This window comes from Butyricimonas faecalis, from assembly GCF_003991565.1.
Taxonomy (GTDB): Bacteria; Bacteroidota; Bacteroidia; order Bacteroidales; family Marinifilaceae; genus Butyricimonas; species Butyricimonas faecalis.
The window spans coordinates 836,352-855,206 of the sequence record NZ_CP032819.1 but is presented as its reverse complement, the minus strand read 5'-3'; the positions used below and the strand labels follow the sequence as shown (position 1 = coordinate 855,206).

Sequence of the window (18,855 nt, the reverse complement as noted above, 5' to 3'; positions counted from 1 at the left end):
TAAATAGATAGAAAATGAAACGAGAATTTTTAACACAGTTTATGGAGCGACTTATTGTTGAGTTGGAACGAGAGCAGCGAGATGGTACTGCTCATGTTTATCAAAGTACTTTGAAACGATTGAAGAAATTTTCGAATGGGTGTGATGTTAGTTTTAAGCAATTGACCCCAGAATTGTTATCTCAATTCGAGCGAAAGTTATTGTCTGACCAGTTGAAATGGAATTCCATTTCAACATATATGCGGACGTTGAGATCCGTTTATAACCAAGCGGTTGAACGAGGAATTGCCCCTTATAAACCCCGTCTTTTCAGTCGGGTACACACCGGGATTGATTGTCAGGTGAAAAGGGCGGTTTCCCCAGAGGTAATCTGTCGATTAATGACAGATAAAAAGCCTCTGCCTGAACGACTTTCTTTTACCCGGGACATGTTTGTCTTGTTGTTTTTGTTGCGTGGAATGCCCTTTGTTGACCTAGCATTCTTGCGTAGATGTGATTTACAGGGGAATGTGATTGTTTATCATCGGCACAAGACGAGACGGAAATTGACTGTTGTGGTTTGCCCCGAGGCGATGGCTATTATCGAGAAGTACAAGGATATATATCCTGATTCTCCTTATTTGCTTCCTATTATTCAGAACTCCAAGCAGGATGAGTACCGGCAGTATTCCAAGATGTTACGCTTGCATAATTACCGGTTGCGGCAAGTAGGGTATTTTCTGAAGATCAGGGAGCAGCTAAGTACTTACGTGGCACGCCATACATGGGCAACGACGGCCTTGCGGCAGAATTATAATTCCAGTCTGATCTGTGATGCAATGGGGCATTCTTCGATAAAGGTGACAGAAACTTATTTCCAGCGTTATCGGGAAGATGAGGTGAATCGATTAAATAATGCACTTGTAGCTTTTGTTTTGTCTAAGAAAGTGTAGTGTTGAGAATAATATAGAAATTATGTGATGTTTGGGGATATAAATATCTGACAATTAGTCAGAAAAGATTCCGTTACTTTGTAGGTAACGGAATCTTTTAATGTGTGCAAATTTATATATATTTTTTTATTATTTCAAATAATGCGACGATTATTTTTCAATAGATGATAAAATAATTCAATTTTTTTTGAGTAGTAGTTTTGGAGGAGACAAAAAAACCTACTCCCCATCTCTAATTTCTAAAAATGGGTGTATTCAAGATCGCCTTCTCTGGGCTACAAAAATTCATTATATAAATAACAAACCGCCGAAAGACCTCTTTTTTATTTGAAATTTTATGTTTTACCGTTACCTACAAAGTAACGGTAAATTTAAATCGTGTATAGTAAAATTTTTTGATGACATTCTGTCAGATTTCAAATGTTAGGTAATTTTAAAGTATGGATTATGAAAAAAAAAATTAGTTTATTATGGCCATTGCTCGCAATGGTAGTAGTGTGTGCTTGTTCAAAGAATGGTGGTTCGGATTATCCGGATCCAGAAAAGGCCGGTTTAACGTTTCAGGTTACTTTTGACAAAACCGGAATGGAAGGAAGAGCTCCGCAATCCACGGCAATCCCGGAAACTTCATGGGCAAATATCAAGCAACTACAATTTTTATTGTACAACTCGTCTGGTCAAGTGGTTTATTCAACCATCGTGAATCCGTCAAGTGCATTGACTACTTTCACGTACACGGATGTACCGGTAGGAACTGGTTATACATTAGTTGCAGTTGCGAACGTGAAAAGCTCTTCCGATGCAATCACCACTTATATAGACGGAGGTACAACTCCAACTGAATGGACGATGTGGAATGTGCGTCAGAAAACAATTCAGAATTTAGTGATAAAACATAAAACAGGGGTTTTCCCGACATTCTGTTCAACTAAACAGACAACTGCAGGTAATACTGCTTATGTTGAACCGTCAGAGATTTTTATGGGAGCAGCAACAGGTATTAATGTTACAGCGGGTGTTACCACTTCCGTGCCGGCAGTTGCTTTGAAACGTGAAGTCGCCATGATGCGTGTTCGTCTGAATGTAAAGGATAGCGAGACGAATAATGAAAATACGATTGATTTTACAAAGGATGCTTCTATCATGATTTACCGTTTGCCTGAAAACATGAAAGTTGGGGCTACAACTGCAGGTGGGGTGAGTTCAACGTCGATTAATACCAATGTATTGACAGTAAAAGATGGAACTATTTTCAACACGGCTAATCCTACTTCCGGGTATAATCCTAAGGTTATTTTGGGTGGTAATTTTACGATGTGGAGAGATGTTATTGTGTGGCCGAATAATGGAGGACGTACTATTAATGGTGCTTCAACGGCAGATGCATCAGTAGATCGTCAATACTTTATCGTTGTTTCTGGACGTGGTAAAGTCGGTCATGTTCTGGCAAACGGAGATAAAATGCTCTCTGAGGGTCCTGTTTATTGGTCAGGTTTGATCAAGGAGAACTTTACACCCAATACTATTCGTGAAGTAAATTTGACTTTACGTTCCGGAGGTTCCACGGAGGTTCCAACTACTCCTAGAGAAGAGGGTGGTTTGACAATTGCTGTTACTGTACCGGTAGCTTGGAGTAGTAATATAGTAGAATCAGCACTTACATTGTAAAATTCCTTTTTATACACTCAGATGATTACTTGGGAGCGTGTGATTACTCTGCTCCCGGGTAATCTGAAATCGGTGTAAAATCAACAAAAATATTAAATATGGGAAAGAACAGACTTCTCATAGTATTTACGGGTGTGATTACCCTACTCCTGCTCGTGTCATGTACCTATGATTATTTTAAAGATGAAACCAATTACCAAGTTTACGTACAAGAAGTGGTTGATAATAAGGTTAGTGACTGTCGAGTTCTGGTTTATGATAAAACTGGAGTGTTGGTGGGAGCACGTTACGAGGCTGCCCCATGGAAAGATCCCCGTATGAGAGCAGGGTTGTTTAGTTTCAGATTACCCCCTGGTGAATATAAGGTCTATTGTTATACGAATACGGATAGCCTTTCATTTGTGGATGAACAACAACTGGAAACCTCTGCTTTTATGTTGAATAATAGCAGTTCCGGGAAAAATCAGTACGTGCATCCTTCGGACGTCTTGTTCCAGAAGTTTGTGCCTGTGATCGATCATCCTGGAATTTTACATACCGACACGGTAGAATTGGAACATTATACAGGACGGATAACTGTACGTTTTAAAAATTTTCCTGGCGACGTGTCTCGCATAGCCAATGTGCAATTGTTGGCAGAAGGGGTGTCCACCGTACAATATTTAAAGTATGATACTATTGCTGGTCGACAAACAGAGGATGATCATATGTTTCATTTCGGAAAGTTACCGACACAGACGACTGATGAGTATTTAGAGGTTGATTACCGTTATTTACCGTCTATAGAAGGCGAATTTATGCGGCTGAATTATACATTCCTAGATCGTGACGGTATTGCTGTCAATCATTTACCAGTGGAAGTGAAAGATAAACAGACCGGGTTGCCACTCAGGTTATTGCATGGTCAACGAATCATTATCGAAATCGATTCTTACGTGGTGATCAAAGTTTCGATCGTGGGATGGAATGAAGATATTGAGAGTGGAAATACGAATATGGAATGATATGATATTCATGAATAAAGAGAATAATATGAAACCAGTTGTACGATATATTTTACTTGTTTCCGTTTTACTTTGTTTATTTGGCGGGGTACGGGCACAAAGTGTTAAGGTAAATATACCTTTATGGTTAACCGGTTCACCTAATATCGGTTTTGAATACACGTTAACGCGACAATTGACGGTAAATGCCGAGGGGGCATGGTTACCGTATATGTTTAAAAAGCATGAAGAGGTTTTTCGCATATTAACGGGGGTTGCAGAGTTGCGCTACTACTGGAACCCACAAAATTTTTATACAAATGATTCATGGGATGGATTTTATATCGGTCCTTACGCTATGTATGGCAACTTTAATATCGGATTGTTGAAACATAATGATCCTCTCCAGAGTTATCGGCGGAAAGGATGGGGAATATCAGGAGGTATTACTTTCGGATACAAATTTGCTTTTAATTCCCGTTTGGGACTGGATTTGAATCTCGGTGTCGGGTATGTTCATTTCCAGTACGATAAATATAAACTAGGAGGAGAGTACGCGAATTTCCCGTTGGAAGTCAAAAAGACTAAGCAATGGATTGGCCCGACAAAGTTTGGCGTAAGTCTTACGTATAATATATTCCGCTAGTGTTACAGATAAAATGTTGCTGAAAAATGAGAAAAAAAAAGATACAAATTCTCTTGTTGGCTACCGCATTCCTTTTCTTGATGGATGGGGTAATTCCTGTTAAAGCGCAGGAACGTAAGTTGGGACGGGTGGAGAGGCGTGCTGACCGTAATTTTGTGGGGCAAAAGTTTAATAAGGCTATGATGCAGTATGAAACGGCTCTTAAAAAAGAAGAGAATGTGCAAAACCAAGCAGCTCTTCACTTGAAGATTGCGCGCTTGTATTTTATGGTACGGGATTATAATTGGGCTATAGAACATTACGAGAAGGCAATGGAACAGGAACGAGATTTATTTCTCGTGGATGACGTGTGTGATTATATCGATGCGTTGCGTTTTCAAGGTCAGGCTCGGAAAGCCGAGGCAATTTGTCTGGATAATGCCTATAAAGATCAGTATAGCAGGTACCAACGTTATCAGAATACCCTGGAGGCTCTTGCTATGCGTCATTCTGTGCAGGGATTTCCCGGATTCACGGCCAAACGGTTGTCTTTGAATACGCCGAATGCAGAATATTGGGTCGGAAATTACGGGGAACAACCTTTCTATGCCATTAGTTACAGTAAGTTTAACGATCCCGGGAAGTTATTTTTTCATCGTACACACTATTACGAGTTGAAGGAAGCCGGGGAAAAGGTGATGGCTCAGAAATCACCGAGGTATTCCGATTATTTCCGGAGGATTCCGGTGGATTTGCAGAATGGACCGGTAACGTTTTCATCAGATATGAAAATGATGGTGACCACTGTGATCGAGTATGATAAAAAGAATGTATCGGTGGAAATGGTGAATAAAAAGCATCGTCCTTTCCGTACCAAATTGTATTATTCCGTGATCAAAAGCCAGAGTAAACGTTTTGGGAAATACATTCCGATTTTTCCACAAAATCCGGAAAATTCGTACGCTCACCCTTATTTGTTTAATGATGGAAAGTCGTTGTTGTTTACTTCTGATATGCCGGGTGGGTTTGGTGGATTTGACTTGTATGTCGTTCATTGGGACGAAGAGATGCAAGAGTGGGGAACCCCGATGAATTTGGGTGCAGATGTTAATACGGAAGGGAATGAAATTTTTCCTATACTTTACGAAGGACATCTTATTTTTTCATCTAACGGGTTACCCGGTTTCGGTGGATATGACCTGTTTAATGTTGATTATGATCACGAAGGAGTAATCCCGGGCAGTGTGCGTCATTTCCCTTATCCGGTGAATTCGGTTTTCAATGACTATTTTATGTGTCCACTGGATTTGCGAACTGCTTATTTTGTTTCAGACCGGGAAATGAAGTTCCGGGATGATATTTATTATCTGCAAACAGAGGAAGATTTGGGGGTTCAACGGGGAGACCCTTATTTCGGAATGAGTGAAGAAAGTGCAATTCTAGGTGGAGTTTTGTTATTGAATGGGGCCACAGAAGCAGTTACCAAGGAAATTATTTCACTAAAACAATATGCACCAGAAGGTTTACTAATGACTCTTTATTTTAATTTCGATTCGGATAAATTAACTACAGAATCCATTCAATGCCTGGAGCGGTTTATTAATGAAATGGGCACTTATTATTTTTCTGAATTGAGGTTTGACGGTTTTGCGGACGAAATGGGTAGTGACAATTACAATTATGCCTTGTCTGCAAGAAGAGCAAAGAGGGTTGCCGAGTTTTTGCAGAATCATGGTGTCAATATAAATTTCAATATAAAAGCTCACGGTAAGGTGAAACTTTCTCCAGAAGAGATAAAGGAAGAAATGGAAAAACAATCGGAAGGAAATATTGATTGGATTCAATTGAATCGTCGGGCAAGACGTGTTGAGATATATCATAAGAGGTAGAATTAAAAAGTAAACGATAATATATGAAGAAGATAAGAATTCATAGCGTGTGGATGTTGTTCCTGCTGAGCGTTTTCACTTGTTTGCAGGTGAAGGCTCAGTATATGCCGGTGGTGTTCGATAAGGTGTATGGTGATAAAAATCAGATTCAACTGGTTTGCCCGCTGCCCGGTGATGAAATAGCTATAGTAGGTAAAGAAGGTCAGAAATATAACCTGACCTGGATAGAACGAGAAGGAAATGTGGTCTTTTCACTTTCTTTAATGGGTTTTACTGTCGTGAACGAAATTGTGGAGTTGGATAACAACCGGGTTTTGGTGGTAGGACAGTCTACGATGCAGTATGTTAAAGGTAAAAAAGGTAAAATTACATTATGTGGACGGGTCGTTGTGATTGAACGTAACGGACGCATCGTTACTGATATTTATGCAGGGGATCAAGGAAGTAATTTCTTGAAAGGAATGTTACTGCGGAGCGGCTCGTTCGTAGTGTCCGGCTCGGAACCGAAAGGAGCCGATGGTCGCCAGGGAATTCTGTTGAAACTGGACCCGACCGGTAGTGTTGTTTACCAGTATAAAAATGCCGGAGGGGGTATTGTGACCAGTTCGCTGTGATGGGAAATTCGATTGAATATATTTGTGCGGCGTTTTCAGCCGGAAAGGATAAAGAACAGGCACTGGTGGTTCGTTTGGATGATAAGGGAAAACCTTATTACATGACAACAATCCCGGCAAAACAGTTTGTCGTGACCGGGTTGAATGCCAATATCAATGATGGTTCGGTACTTGTGATTGGTAATTCTCCGGCAGAGGGGGGAATTATTTACAAGATTCGCCCGGAGGGAGATATTGTGTTTGCAAAAAATATGATTCCAGCTAATCAAGGAATTGCAATGTTAGATCATCTTCAAGTGGCTCGTAATGGTAATATTTTAGTTGGAGGTAGCGGGAGTCAAGGATATTACGCTTTGTTACGTAATGATGGAACAGCCTTGTATTCGGGTACATCCAAGGGAAATGTACAGGGAATAGGGATGAACCCGGTAACCGGAGAATCTGTAGTAACGACTTACGATGTGAATGGGCGTCGAGGGACGTTTATACGTATTCACCCGACGGGAAAAGTTGAGTTTGAACGTTCTCTGGATGGTAATTTTGATAAGATGAAGGTGACCAATAGCGGGGAGATATTATTATTATCTTCTTCCGAAGGGCGGGTTTGTATGTACTCCTCCACGGGTGAAAAAGAGTTTGACCGTTACGTGACAGATAATAAACCGACGGCTTATCGTCAGGCATATACGGCTTCTTCCGGAGAATTACTTTTCTTGGGAGCAGGAAGTCGTCTTGTGAAGCTGGGACATGGTCTTTATGTTTCGGACGTGAAGATTACGAAACCGGTGAATGGAGTTGCCACGGCGATCTTTACCGTTACGTTGACCGGATATGCGACAACCAAGGAAGGTGCACCTATTCCGGTAAGCGTGGGATATGCTACACAAGAGAAAACGGCTAATGTCATGAATAATTTTACCCCGGTAAAAGGCAAACTTTCGTTTACCCCGTCACGGGGAACAGCAGACCGTTATTTGGTAAAACAAGACATAGAGGTTTCCGTGAAAGCGAATAATTTGATCGAAGGGATGAAAGAATTCGAACTTGTGCTTTCGGATGCGCAACAAAGTTATTTGGTGAAGCCCGTGGGTAAAGCGGTTATAGAAGATCAACAGGCTGTTGTGAAGATGGTACGCACGGAACAGGGAGAAGAGGGAACAAAAGATATTTTGTACGAACTTGGATTGTTCAAACCGGATGGAACTCCTTTAACAAATTCGACGGGAGCCAATATAATCGTGGATGGTATCTACGGGGAAGGAACAGCCGATGCTCTTGATTTCGATATGGGTTTAACTCCAAGGGTGATGTTTGCTAATGGCTCGCAGAAGTCATCTTTCTCTGTAAAAACGTTGGAGGATACCCGTTATGAATTACCTAAAACGGTTGTGATAAACTTTAATAAGATACATTGCTTGAGTGGTTCGAACGTGGCTTTTGAAGGAGAGTTGTTGAGTTGTAGCGGGGTTCTTGTCGATCAACCGGCACGCTTGATGATCGCTTCTCTTGGTGATCACAGATTGAATAATAATGTTGTGTCAGGATTCTTCACCGTGTCTTTGGTACGGACTTCTGATGGGGCTTTGCTAATGAACGCGACGGGAAGTGATGTTATCGTGAATTGCACGACAATTCCGGATGCTTCTGCTAAAGAAGGTAAAGACTTTGTATTCACGAATATGCATGATCTTCGTATCAATGGTGATGGAAATCATAGTTCCGCGAATGTATATGGAGTGGTGTTATATAGTATGGATGCAGCGGAAAAACAAGTGAAATTGAAGATCAAATCTGTAGTTCAACCTACGGGTGCACAACCGATCAGTGTTTCGGATGCAGAATCCACGGCTGAGTTTACGATTCGTAAATAAACAGAAACTCCTTTGGGGGAGAAAATGGATAAAAAAGAGAATTTTATGGCAGGAAAATATATAAACATATTGTTAGGGTTATTGACTATTTTCTTATCTGCTTGCTCGGACGATAGGGATTCCCTGTCCGGGCAAGCGGGTGGAGATCCTCTACTGACGTTCAATATGACGAGAGCAGGAGGGAATATTGTCAGTAACACGTTGGTCTATCTTTTTGATGGACAGGGAAGTGATGCCGGAAAGTTCAACCATAAGGTTCAAGAGGTAACTTACGGCCCGGATCGACTTTCGATGACTGTCGCTGCCGGGACGTGGAATATAGCTCTTGTGACTGCCAATACAAATTTTAGTGGTGGGTTGATACAGCCTGTTCGTAGTGCTGCCCGCAAGGATTTGAAAATGTGGGAAACACAGCCGGCGGGAGGAGTATTGCCTTCTATGCCGGAATTACGTACGGCCAGTATTGATGGACAACAGGTTATAGGCGGACAGGATAATTCGGTTGCTGGTACAACGATATTGTCACGAAACGTGGCTTTGGTAAAGGTGGTTATTGCCGATGCGGGTGGGTTGGATGTGAACGGGACTCATAAACTTGAATTAAAAGATGTTCCTACTACCTTAAATTGGGAAGGGGGATTATTCCCGACGGCAAAGAATCCTCGGGTGAGTACCGTACCAATGACTGGGACTTTCCGTGTTAAGGATAGCACCTCGTTACCGGGCCACCAACGTAGTGACACGTTGTACTTTGTTATCCCGGCTCATAAAGGGAACGATTACTTGAATGCTAATCCCAAAGATACGATAGAGAGCCATATGAAAGTGAGTGTTGATCTGGCTTGTGTGGGGGGAAGTCATTTTCAAAAAACAGATGTGGTCATTCCCCGGGTTCCCCGTGTAAACGGTATATTACTTGTACGTCTTCTTGTAGGTGGAAAGCTGGATGTGACGGCTGATATTTTGGGTTGGGAGGATGTGGAATTAAATGCCGACCTATCCCAAACTCAGCTTTATACGGACAAAGCTTCCGTGGGACTATCGTATAAGGATACGCTTTACGTGAATACGAATGCTTCCGATTTTACGGTAAACTACCCGACAGGTGGCTGGATTACTTCCGTTCGGAAAATCGAGAATAATGGTGTCGAGATCACGGCTGATGTGAATTCTTACGTGGATGGTCAACCTCGTAGTTCTTATATCACGATTAAGGCGAATAACGTGACAAAGAGGATACCCGTGACGCAAAGACCGGATGAAGGGACAATCCGTGTGAATAATAAACGACTGGTTTTCTGTCCGAACCTTCACGAGAATAGGCAGGTTGAAATTACTAGTATTGGTGGGGGATGGAAATTTCTGACGGCAGACCCCAAGAAAGCTCGGGCAAACGTGCAGAGTGGAAACGCGGGAAAAAGTAATGTGAATTTTACGCGTTCTTCTGTCGCGTACAACAAGACGTTGGATGAAGGACATTTGGTGTATGGAGATACTCTTGTCATCGTAAAAAACATCATGACACTTGCTACCGATACGATACGTTTGGTTAATTGTTATATATATGTTGATAATGATAATACGATCAGTGCGGCAGCTCCGCAAGGAGGGGCAACAACTGCGGTGACTAACTCGGAGGATGTTATTGTATATGGTGGAAACAGAATGATTGAGAATTTTTCGTCACCACAGAGCTGGATTCATGATATTTCATGGGATTTTATCGCTCAAAAATTAACGTTTACAACAGATCGTAACATAGGAAATCCTAATCCGGAAGATGATGATGAACCGCGAGCGGGTACGATGAAATTTAGACATGCTGCGTGTCCGGATTACGAGGTGACTGCTGGTGTTTATCAAGATATATTAGTAACGATTCCTCCATTCCATTTCTTTGTAGTGAAATTTACATGGAATGGGAATGATGTGGATATTGCTGTGGAGTTTGCAGGTAATGATCTTGCTGGCAATGGGAATAATAATTCTCTTTATGACAAAAAAGCTGTAGGTTGGAGTTTACAACGTGATGTTTCGTATAAAGGACAAGTCCTTTTACAATGGGGAGGAGATGCCACGGGAGGACAAGGAGAAACTGCATTCTTTAATGCTCCGATATTGGAAGGGGATGTTAATTCTCCTCGAAAAATTAAACTTGACGTTTATGCTACGTGGTATACTAGTGGGCGAGCTCCGGATAAGATGACATTTACCATGTATGCTTATAAAGGAGGAACAATGAACCACGTCGGAACTAATTTTGTCAATGTCGGTGGCGAACTTTTGTATAATGAGGCTCATACCGTAATGATTACTACGACGAGAGGGGTGGGTAGTTATGCTACAGGAGGGTATACTAGAGTGGCAACCATTACTTATGATCGTGTTAAGCATTCTGCAAAAGTTCAAATTTGGGCTGCTAAAATATAGAATGTACGAGGAATGAACTTTCGTGTGTATAATGTGAAATATGCGATGAAGATGAAAATAGAATATATAATATGTATGCTTATTGCTTTGGGACTTGGTTCGTGTTCTGATAAGGGAGAGAATCAAGGAACCGTGTACGGTAAAGTGAATGTTGCTCTTTCAGTAACATTGCCGGAACCGGAAAACGTACATTCCTTCAGTCGGGCCTATACGGATAGTGAGATCAGAAACGTAGACGTGCTTGTGTTTGGAGAGGATGGTAAGTTCATTGAACGGGTGAAAGTTGACGGGGGAGAATTAACGCCGAGCGGTACGGAAATTTCTTTCTCCATTCGTTTGGATGCGACCTCAAAACGACGTGTCATCCATTTGATTACTAACGGGCGGACTCCTGATGGCATGACAGATCGATTAAATTTTAATGATATCACTCCGGGAATGTTGGAAAGTGCAGCTATCCCCGCGTTGAAGACAACAGCGATCACTTCCGGAAGTTGGGAGAATCACGTGATGCCTTTGATTATGTGGGGACGTGTTGAACTTCCGACAGGAATAAACATTGTGACAAAAGCCGAAGGGGTAAAACTACTACGTGCCGCGGCTTGCTTGCAAGTGAAGAAAGGGGTGACGAATTCGACGAATGGATTGAATGATTTTGTTATTCAAAGTATAACGGTGAACAAAGGATTTGATCGTGGTTATCTGACACCTACCAATTATTCGACAACGGTTACTCCGGCGACGGGACGTCCTCTTGCTGGTAGTACATTGAATTATGCAAATGGATGGTCTGCTGGTGAAACTCCTTCTTTGTATATTTACGAGTGTAATTGTACCATTTCCGATTATATGGGAGTGATTATTAAAGCTAAGTATAAAGGACAAGAGGGGTATTATAAAGTGATGATGTTTGATAATGGAGGGACACCTTTGAATGTCGTGCGGAATCATCGTTATATAATTACGATAATAAGCGTGAATGGTCCAGGGTACGCGAACGTGACGGATGCCATTAATTTTGCCCCATCAAATGCCTTAAAGGTGGAGTTGACGGATGAGGACGCAGATTTCCCTTGTATCGTGGCTGACGCTCAACACCGGATGACAATATCCAATAACGTGTTTAACTTGTATGGTAAAAATCAGGCTACTTCTGTTGCTAACAATATTGAAATTTGCACGGTGTATTCAAGCCGTGGTGTCACACCCGTGGTGACGGGAGGAACTGCTTGGCTTACCGGTTTACAAGTCCAAGCATTGGGAAGCAACAAATACAAGCTCGTCGGAAACTTCGGGGGAATGACTACTTTAGTATCTACAACATTGACAATTGCTTGTGATAATTTGTCTCAGACTGTTGATGTCAATTGGCATCCGGAAATTTCGAGTCAAAAGGATGGGAATTCGTATGTTCTGGATTTGGTGAACACAACAAATCATAATTGGTCTATACAGATTATGAATCCATCGTCTACCACCTGGTTGGCCTTGCATCCTACCGCCAGCTTGCCTGCAGCCTTCCCGGGAGTAGACGGTTTTTTATCGGAACTTAATAGTAATCACTATACTCATGCTTACCTGCATGTCGGCTTCGGAAATAACAGGAGCGGGAAGGTACAGATGAGTTCGGTTGTCAGCGGTAAGACAAAAGCGTATAAAATAATCATTGTTCAATAAAATTCATATGTGTATGGAACTGGAAGAGATATTACAAAAGGAAAAACGGAATGAAGAATATATTTTTCTTTATCAAGAGGATGGAAATTGGTATGCCTACGAGCATTCTGCTTTTTATTGTTATTCTCTTTTAGGAATATTCGATGTGGATTGGTTAACCTGTACTTCTAGGGTAGTAGAGAAAAGGGTTATCCGGATATGTGTTAACAACTTGGATAGGCTTTTGTATGCTTCCTCGTTACAATTAATCCGGAAACAAAGTACTGAATGTGTACTGATGTGTAAAATTTTGTGTGGAGGTTTTCATTTTTGGCGAGGAATAATAGAGATGAAATACCAAGGATTACAGAAAGAACGGATTTAAACATTAATAAGATCTTCATAACTTAATTGATAGAGACGGTCAAAGTCTATTTTTTAACGACTACCTCCCCTAACTCTTCCTAACACAAGAGGAAAAATCGCTTGGTAATCAACCTCCCCTCTGTGTAAGGGGGAGTTGGAGAGGATAGTTTGTAATTATATTAAACTTCTATTAAAATAGAGTTACAAATCATAATTACTAGCGGATCACTTCCGAATATAAAGTTTTCAGTATGCTTATAAAGCATTATTAAAACGCTATACAGAATAGCGTTTTAATAGCGTTCTAATAGGGTTTTAATAGCGTTTTACACGGTAGTGCTCCGGATGTAATCATGTGTTTATTCTCATTTGGTTAATAAAATCGGATTTAAAACCGGACTATTTCCCGACGCTTACCTCTTCTAATTTTTCTAAGTCCTTATGTAGTTGCTCTTCTTGTTTTGTTTTAAATTCTATCGGACGTGCGTAAATATTTTCAATTAATCCTTTATATTTGCACGAAAGAATGAATGTGCATGGTCTTGGATTATTCAGAAGATAGGGAATTGTTAACGTTATTGAGGCGTGGTGAGATCTCTGCATTTGTAGATATATACACCACGTATTATGATGCGTTGCTGAATTATGCCGATCGTTTGCTGAATGATGTGGAGACGGCCCGAGATGTTGTACAACAGGTGTTCTATAAAATATGGGAAAATCGGGATGCGTTGAGTATTTCTCTTTCTGTTAAAGCTTATCTTTTTAAATCGGTTTATCACGGTTGTTTAAACACGCTTGCTCATCAAAAGAATATTCAGAAGTATGAACAGGAACAATTGTCTGATTTTTATTTTTCCACGGTAATTCAGTCCCCGGAAGCAGAAGAGGTTTTGTGGAAGTCGGATATAGAAGAGGCTATTCGGGAAGCCATGGCTGTTTTACCGGAAAAGTGTCGAGAAGTTTTTGTTTTAAGCAAAATTGAAGGATTAAAAAATCGGGAGATTGCTGAAAAATTGGGTATTTCTGAAAAAACGGTAGAACGGCATATGTCGATCGCTTTGAGTAAGTTAAGGGAGGAGTTGAATTGGCTTCTACAATTTATTTTATTTTTTTCGGTTTCTCATTGGGGGTAAATTTTTTTTGAACTGTCTTTAGAGTGTAAAAACACAAAAAAGATGGACGATAGAACCGTAAATATAGAAGAATTATTACTCCGTATTCTAGAGAAAAAAGCGAGTAAGGAAGAAATTCGATATTTTTCTGCGTGGATTCGGGTGGAGGAGAATCGGATATTTTTTGAAAAATTCAAAAAGTTATGGAATCTTTCAACAGGATGTCATGTGAATAAAGAAATGTTGGAAGCAGGAGTAAAGGATTACCGTTTATTTATGGAAAATTCTTTGAAACCTCGACGAAATATTGGATTATTCAAGAAAATTGCTTCTGTCGCTGCCGTGTTGTTGATAGTATTATCGTCTGTTTTATGGATGCAGAAAGATGCTATGGTTGATTCTTTAAATCAAAAACAGGAAGAACGTCCGGTGTCAGGTGTGATTCTAAAACTTGCGAATAATAAAGAAATCAATGTACTTTCAGATTCATTATATTTGTCGGGAGAGGTCGGAGAGGTTGTAACGATTAATAAAACAGATCTGCGGGGAATCGCTTATGACGTTCGAGATTCGGTAGTTGTCGAAGAAGGTGAGTTGAATTACAACCAGATTATTGTTCCCGCGGGAGAACGTTTTTCTGTACGGTTGTCGGATGGTACTAAAGTATGGATTAATTCAGAAAGTTCTTTACGTTATCCGGCGTATTTCGGTAAAACTATACGAGAAGTTGAAGCTAGAGGGAATGTATATTTTGAGGTTGCTAAGGATTCGACTCGGCCCTTTGTTGTCGTTTCCAGAGAATTGAGGACAGAAGTTTTGGGAACTCGTTTTGAAGTGAATACTTACGGAGACCGGGATGAGGTGAGTGCCACGCTGGTGGAAGGATGTGTGCGTGTGAATGTGGGAAGTCGTTTTGTTGTTATGAAACCTAATCAACAGTTTGTATTTAACACGAAGAACGGGAAAATAGATGTAGCAGAAGTGGATGCATCTCGAAAAGTAATGTGGAAAGATGGCATTCTGGTGATTGATAACGAATCATTTCGAGATGTCGTTTGGAAATTGGAACGGTGGTATGGTGTGTCTATCGTGAATGAAACGGGTCTTGTATTTACTCAATCTTTTAGTGGTGAGTTTGATAGAGAGGATATTCGGACTGCAATAGAGACGATGTGTGTGAATTTGAATATTACTTATACGATGGATAAAGATCGAATTATTTTGAAAAGGTAACAAAAGAGCATCTCATGCTACCAACATATCAGATGCTCTTTGTATTAACCTTACTTATTTAATAAACTTAATATGACAAAATTATGAAAAAAAACAAGTATTCGTTGTCTTTGTCATTAAAATTTCTCTGTAGAGTTGTTTTAATGACACTTTTAGGGACAAGTTTCTTATGCTTTTCAGTAAAAGGGGATCCGGTGGAACCCCAGCGGGTGACCTTGAACGTGAAGGAGGTTTCTCTTTCTGTATTGTTTCAGGAGATAAAGAAACAGACTTCTTTCAAATTCTTCTACAATGATACGCAGGAGAAAGACATGGGAAAGATCACGGTTAACGTGAAGAACGAGACGGTGGAGGCGGTGTTGGAACAAGTGTTCCGAGGTAAGGGGTATACCTATAAGATCTCGGGAGAGCAAATTATTGTGGTTAAGCGAGAGGAGAAGAAAAAGTCTGTAGAGGAGGTTGTTATTGAAGGAACAGTTGTGGAAAAAGATGATACACCTATCATCGGTGCCACGGTTGTTTTACAAGGTACTACTACCGGTGTTGCCACAGATGTGAATGGTAAGTTTAGATTAGTGGTGCCGATAAGTAATGAAATTTACATTGAAATCTCTTTTCTTGGGATGAAAAAACAAGTGCATAAAGTGTTGGGATTACCGAAGCCTAAACCGTTACGTATTGTGATGCAACCGGAGGCTGTAGGTATGGACGAGGTTGTTGTGACAGGTTACGCAAACATTCGGAAAGAGAGTTTTACCGGTGCTGCCACAACTGTGACAAAGGATGAAATTCTAAAAATTTCACCAAGAAACGTTATTGATGTTTTGCAGGTTTTCGATCCCTCTTTGCGTGTAGTAAAAAATAACGAAATGGGAGCAGACCCGAATACATTACCGGAATTCTACATTCGGGGACGTACCGGAATGGACGGTGTGACCCAATTGGATAAGTTGGAAGCGCAACAGGGAGGAGATATGTCTAAATTTTCTTTAACAACGAATCCGAATTTACCTGTTTTTATTTTGGATGGTTATGAAGTGGATGTCCAGAAAATTTATGATATGGATCCGAATAGAATTGCAAGCATTACTATTTTGAAAGATGCTGCGGCAACGGCTATGTATGGATCGCGCGCATCCAATGGTGTGATTGTTATTGAAACGGTAACACCGGAATTGGGTAAATTGCAGGTGTCTTATACATTTAATGCATCGTTGACAGCTCCTGATCTTTCTGATTATAATTTAATGAATGCAGAGGAAAAATTGCAGGCCGAATTATTGTCTGGATTGTATGACCTTTCAAAAGCAAACGATATGACGGCTTATGTTACTAAAAAGAATTATATAACGAAAGGTGTTGATACGGATTGGATGTCGCAACCATTACAGAATCAATTTAACCATTCTCATAGTTTGTATATATCCGGAGGTACCGAAGGATTTCGTTTTGGAGCGGATTTAAGTTATAACCATGAAGGTGGAGTGATGAAAGAATCTTATCGTAATCGAATGAGTGTTGGTGTATATGTCGATTATCGTGTAGGAAAGTTGCAAATACGTAATCATGTATCATATGATTTGGCAAGATCATCTGATTCTCCTTATGGCTCGTTTAGCGATTATACAAAGCAGCAGCCTTATTATCCAATCTATGATGATAATGGAAAAATCCTTAAAACTCTGGCAATTGGTATTTCAAATCCTCTTTATGAAGCTACTTTAGGTAATTTCAGTCGGGGAGAAAGTTCGAATTTAACGAATAACTTAAGTTTTTATTGGTTTATTAGTGATCATTTGCAGTTGCAAAGTCAACTCTCTATATCTAAGCAAGATACAGAAAATAAAAAATTTACAGATCCATTGTCTACGACTTACGGTTCTTCTGACAATCCTTTTACTCGGGGAAGTTTAAATGTTGAGAGTACAGATAATTTCAATTGGAACTTGAATGCTTTTTTGGCATACAATAATTCTATTGGAAAGAATTATTTGAATCTTTCTTTTGGTGTAAATGCACAAGAAACGCAATCCAGTAATTTGTCTGCAGCATATAGAGGATTCCCTTCTGCTGCTTTGCATACGGTAGGTCATGCTAAAGAAATTGTAACGAAACCTTCCGGTGCTGATAACAAAACCCGGTTGATGGGAGTTTTCTTAAGTGGGAACTACTCTTGGGATAACATCTTTTTAGGAGATATGTCTATTCGTTTTGATGGTTCGTCAGAATTTGGTTCTGATTCCAGATGGGGTTCTTTTTGGTCTTTGGGTGCAGGAATTAACGTACATAATTTCCAATTTATGCAAGCGCTTCCTTGGATCAATCAATTTAAAATTCGTGGAACTTATGGTGCAACGGGTAAGGTGAACTATCCTCCTTATGCAGCTAGAGATATGTATAATATCTTATTTGATGATTGGTATTCCACGGGTATTGGGGCCACATTGCAGGGTGTCGGAAATGAGAATTTGGTGTGGGAGAAAACCAATACGACGAATATTGGTTTTGATCTCAGCTTTTTCAAAAGCAAGTATAACCTTACTTTTTCATGGTACAATCGCCAAACGGTGGATATGATTACGGATGTAACCATTCCTTCTTCTGCCGGTTTTACTTCCTATAAAGATAATATGGGAGAAACTCGTAATCGAGGATATGAAATTAGTTTGAATGCAACACTTGTGAATCACAAAGATTTCGGATTAAATATGTTTGCCAATTTTGCTCATAATGAGGGAAAATTGATGAAAATATCAGAATCTTTGAAAAAATATAATGAACGAGTTGATGCTTATCTAACACCAACGTATTCATGGTACAAACCGACAGCGGAACAATCTTTACCATTTTTGAAATATGAAGAGGGGGGATCTTTGACGGCTATTTATGGCATGAAGTCTTTGGGTATAAACCCTGCCGATGGGAATGAATTATTTTTAGATCGTTCGGGAAATGTAGTTGGAGAATGGATGGCTTCACAGCAACAAATTATAGGAAATACAGAACCTAAAGGTCAAGGTTCATTCGGTATTAATATCCGGTGGAAAAGATTGACGTTGTATACTAGTTTTATGTATGAGTTTGGAGGACAAGCGTATAACTCTACATTATTGAGTAAAGTAGAGTGTGTCGATTTATCTTCTAGTAATGCGGACAAGCGTGTGTTAACTCAACGTTGGCAGAAACCTGGAGATGTTACACCTTTAAAAAATATTGCGGATAGAAATAGAACAACTCAATCCACATCTCGTTTTGTACAGGATAATAATGAATTTTCTATTAATTCTCTTTCTTTATCTTATGATTTTAATCCGGAATGGGTTAAACGTATAGGGTTTGATGTAGTTCGAATTCAGGCTAGTACCAATGATTTGGCAACATTCTCGTCCATTAAACAAGAAAGAGGTTTAGATTATCCGTTTGCTAGAACGTTTAATTTTGGCTTAAGTGTTAGTTTCTAAAATCATGCGTTT

The 18,855-nt window shown here is 40.1% G+C and carries 11 protein-coding genes and 1 pseudogene; all 12 read left to right on the top strand.

Annotation, left to right across the window (positions count from 1 at the left end; genetic code table 11):
• Positions 1 to 14: 14 nt before the first annotated feature.
• The 12 genes and pseudogenes from D8S85_RS03575 to D8S85_RS03520 all read left to right on the top strand — a co-directional run bounded on the left by D8S85_RS03575 (position 15) and on the right by D8S85_RS03520 (position 18,843).
• Positions 15 to 932: a tyrosine-type recombinase/integrase gene (locus D8S85_RS03575; RefSeq protein ID WP_106624908.1), complete on the top strand. Its 918-nt coding sequence runs from the start codon at positions 15 to 17 to the stop codon at positions 930 to 932.
• Positions 933 to 1,379: 447 nt separating this feature from the next.
• Positions 1,380 to 2,600, top strand: coding sequence for a FimB/Mfa2 family fimbrial subunit (locus tag D8S85_RS03570; protein WP_106624907.1), 1,221 nt, complete (start codon positions 1,380 to 1,382; stop codon positions 2,598 to 2,600).
• A gap of 98 nt (positions 2,601 to 2,698) precedes the next feature.
• Complete coding sequence (locus D8S85_RS03565) at positions 2,699 to 3,604, top strand: FimB/Mfa2 family fimbrial subunit (protein ID WP_106624906.1); 906 nt, start codon at positions 2,699 to 2,701, stop codon at positions 3,602 to 3,604.
• Between the two features lie 28 nt (positions 3,605 to 3,632).
• Entirely contained in the window at positions 3,633 to 4,229 is a 597-nt protein-coding gene (locus D8S85_RS03560) for a DUF3575 domain-containing protein (RefSeq protein WP_106625265.1), read from the top strand.
• A gap of 26 nt (positions 4,230 to 4,255) precedes the next feature.
• A complete protein-coding gene (locus D8S85_RS03555; RefSeq protein ID WP_106624905.1) occupies positions 4,256 to 6,097 on the top strand; it encodes an OmpA family protein in 1,842 nt (613 codons plus the stop codon).
• Positions 6,098 to 6,120: 23 nt separating this feature from the next.
• A pseudogene (locus D8S85_RS03550) lies at positions 6,121 to 8,582 on the top strand (Calx-beta domain-containing protein).
• 45 nt (positions 8,583 to 8,627) lie between these two features.
• Positions 8,628 to 11,012, top strand: a complete 2,385-nt coding sequence (locus D8S85_RS03545; protein WP_127074794.1) for a BACON domain-containing protein — start codon at positions 8,628 to 8,630, stop codon at positions 11,010 to 11,012.
• 51 nt (positions 11,013 to 11,063) lie between these two features.
• The gene (locus D8S85_RS03540; protein WP_106625264.1) at positions 11,064 to 12,689 is read left to right on the top strand and encodes a FimB/Mfa2 family fimbrial subunit; all 1,626 of its coding nucleotides are present in this window, start codon (positions 11,064 to 11,066) and stop codon (positions 12,687 to 12,689) included.
• Between the two features lie 13 nt (positions 12,690 to 12,702).
• On the top strand, positions 12,703 to 13,053 hold the full coding sequence (locus tag D8S85_RS03535) for a hypothetical protein (protein WP_106624902.1): 351 nt from the start codon (positions 12,703 to 12,705) through the stop codon (positions 13,051 to 13,053).
• Between the two features lie 517 nt (positions 13,054 to 13,570).
• Complete coding sequence (locus tag D8S85_RS03530; protein ID WP_228423345.1) at positions 13,571 to 14,170, top strand: RNA polymerase sigma-70 factor; 600 nt, start codon at positions 13,571 to 13,573, stop codon at positions 14,168 to 14,170.
• A 42-nt stretch (positions 14,171 to 14,212) separates the two neighbouring features.
• Complete coding sequence (locus tag D8S85_RS03525) at positions 14,213 to 15,382, top strand: FecR family protein (protein ID WP_106624900.1); 1,170 nt, start codon at positions 14,213 to 14,215, stop codon at positions 15,380 to 15,382.
• An 83-nt stretch (positions 15,383 to 15,465) separates the two neighbouring features.
• Positions 15,466 to 18,843, top strand: a complete 3,378-nt coding sequence (locus D8S85_RS03520) for a SusC/RagA family TonB-linked outer membrane protein (RefSeq protein ID WP_106624899.1) — start codon at positions 15,466 to 15,468, stop codon at positions 18,841 to 18,843.
• Positions 18,844 to 18,855 lie beyond the last annotated feature (12 nt).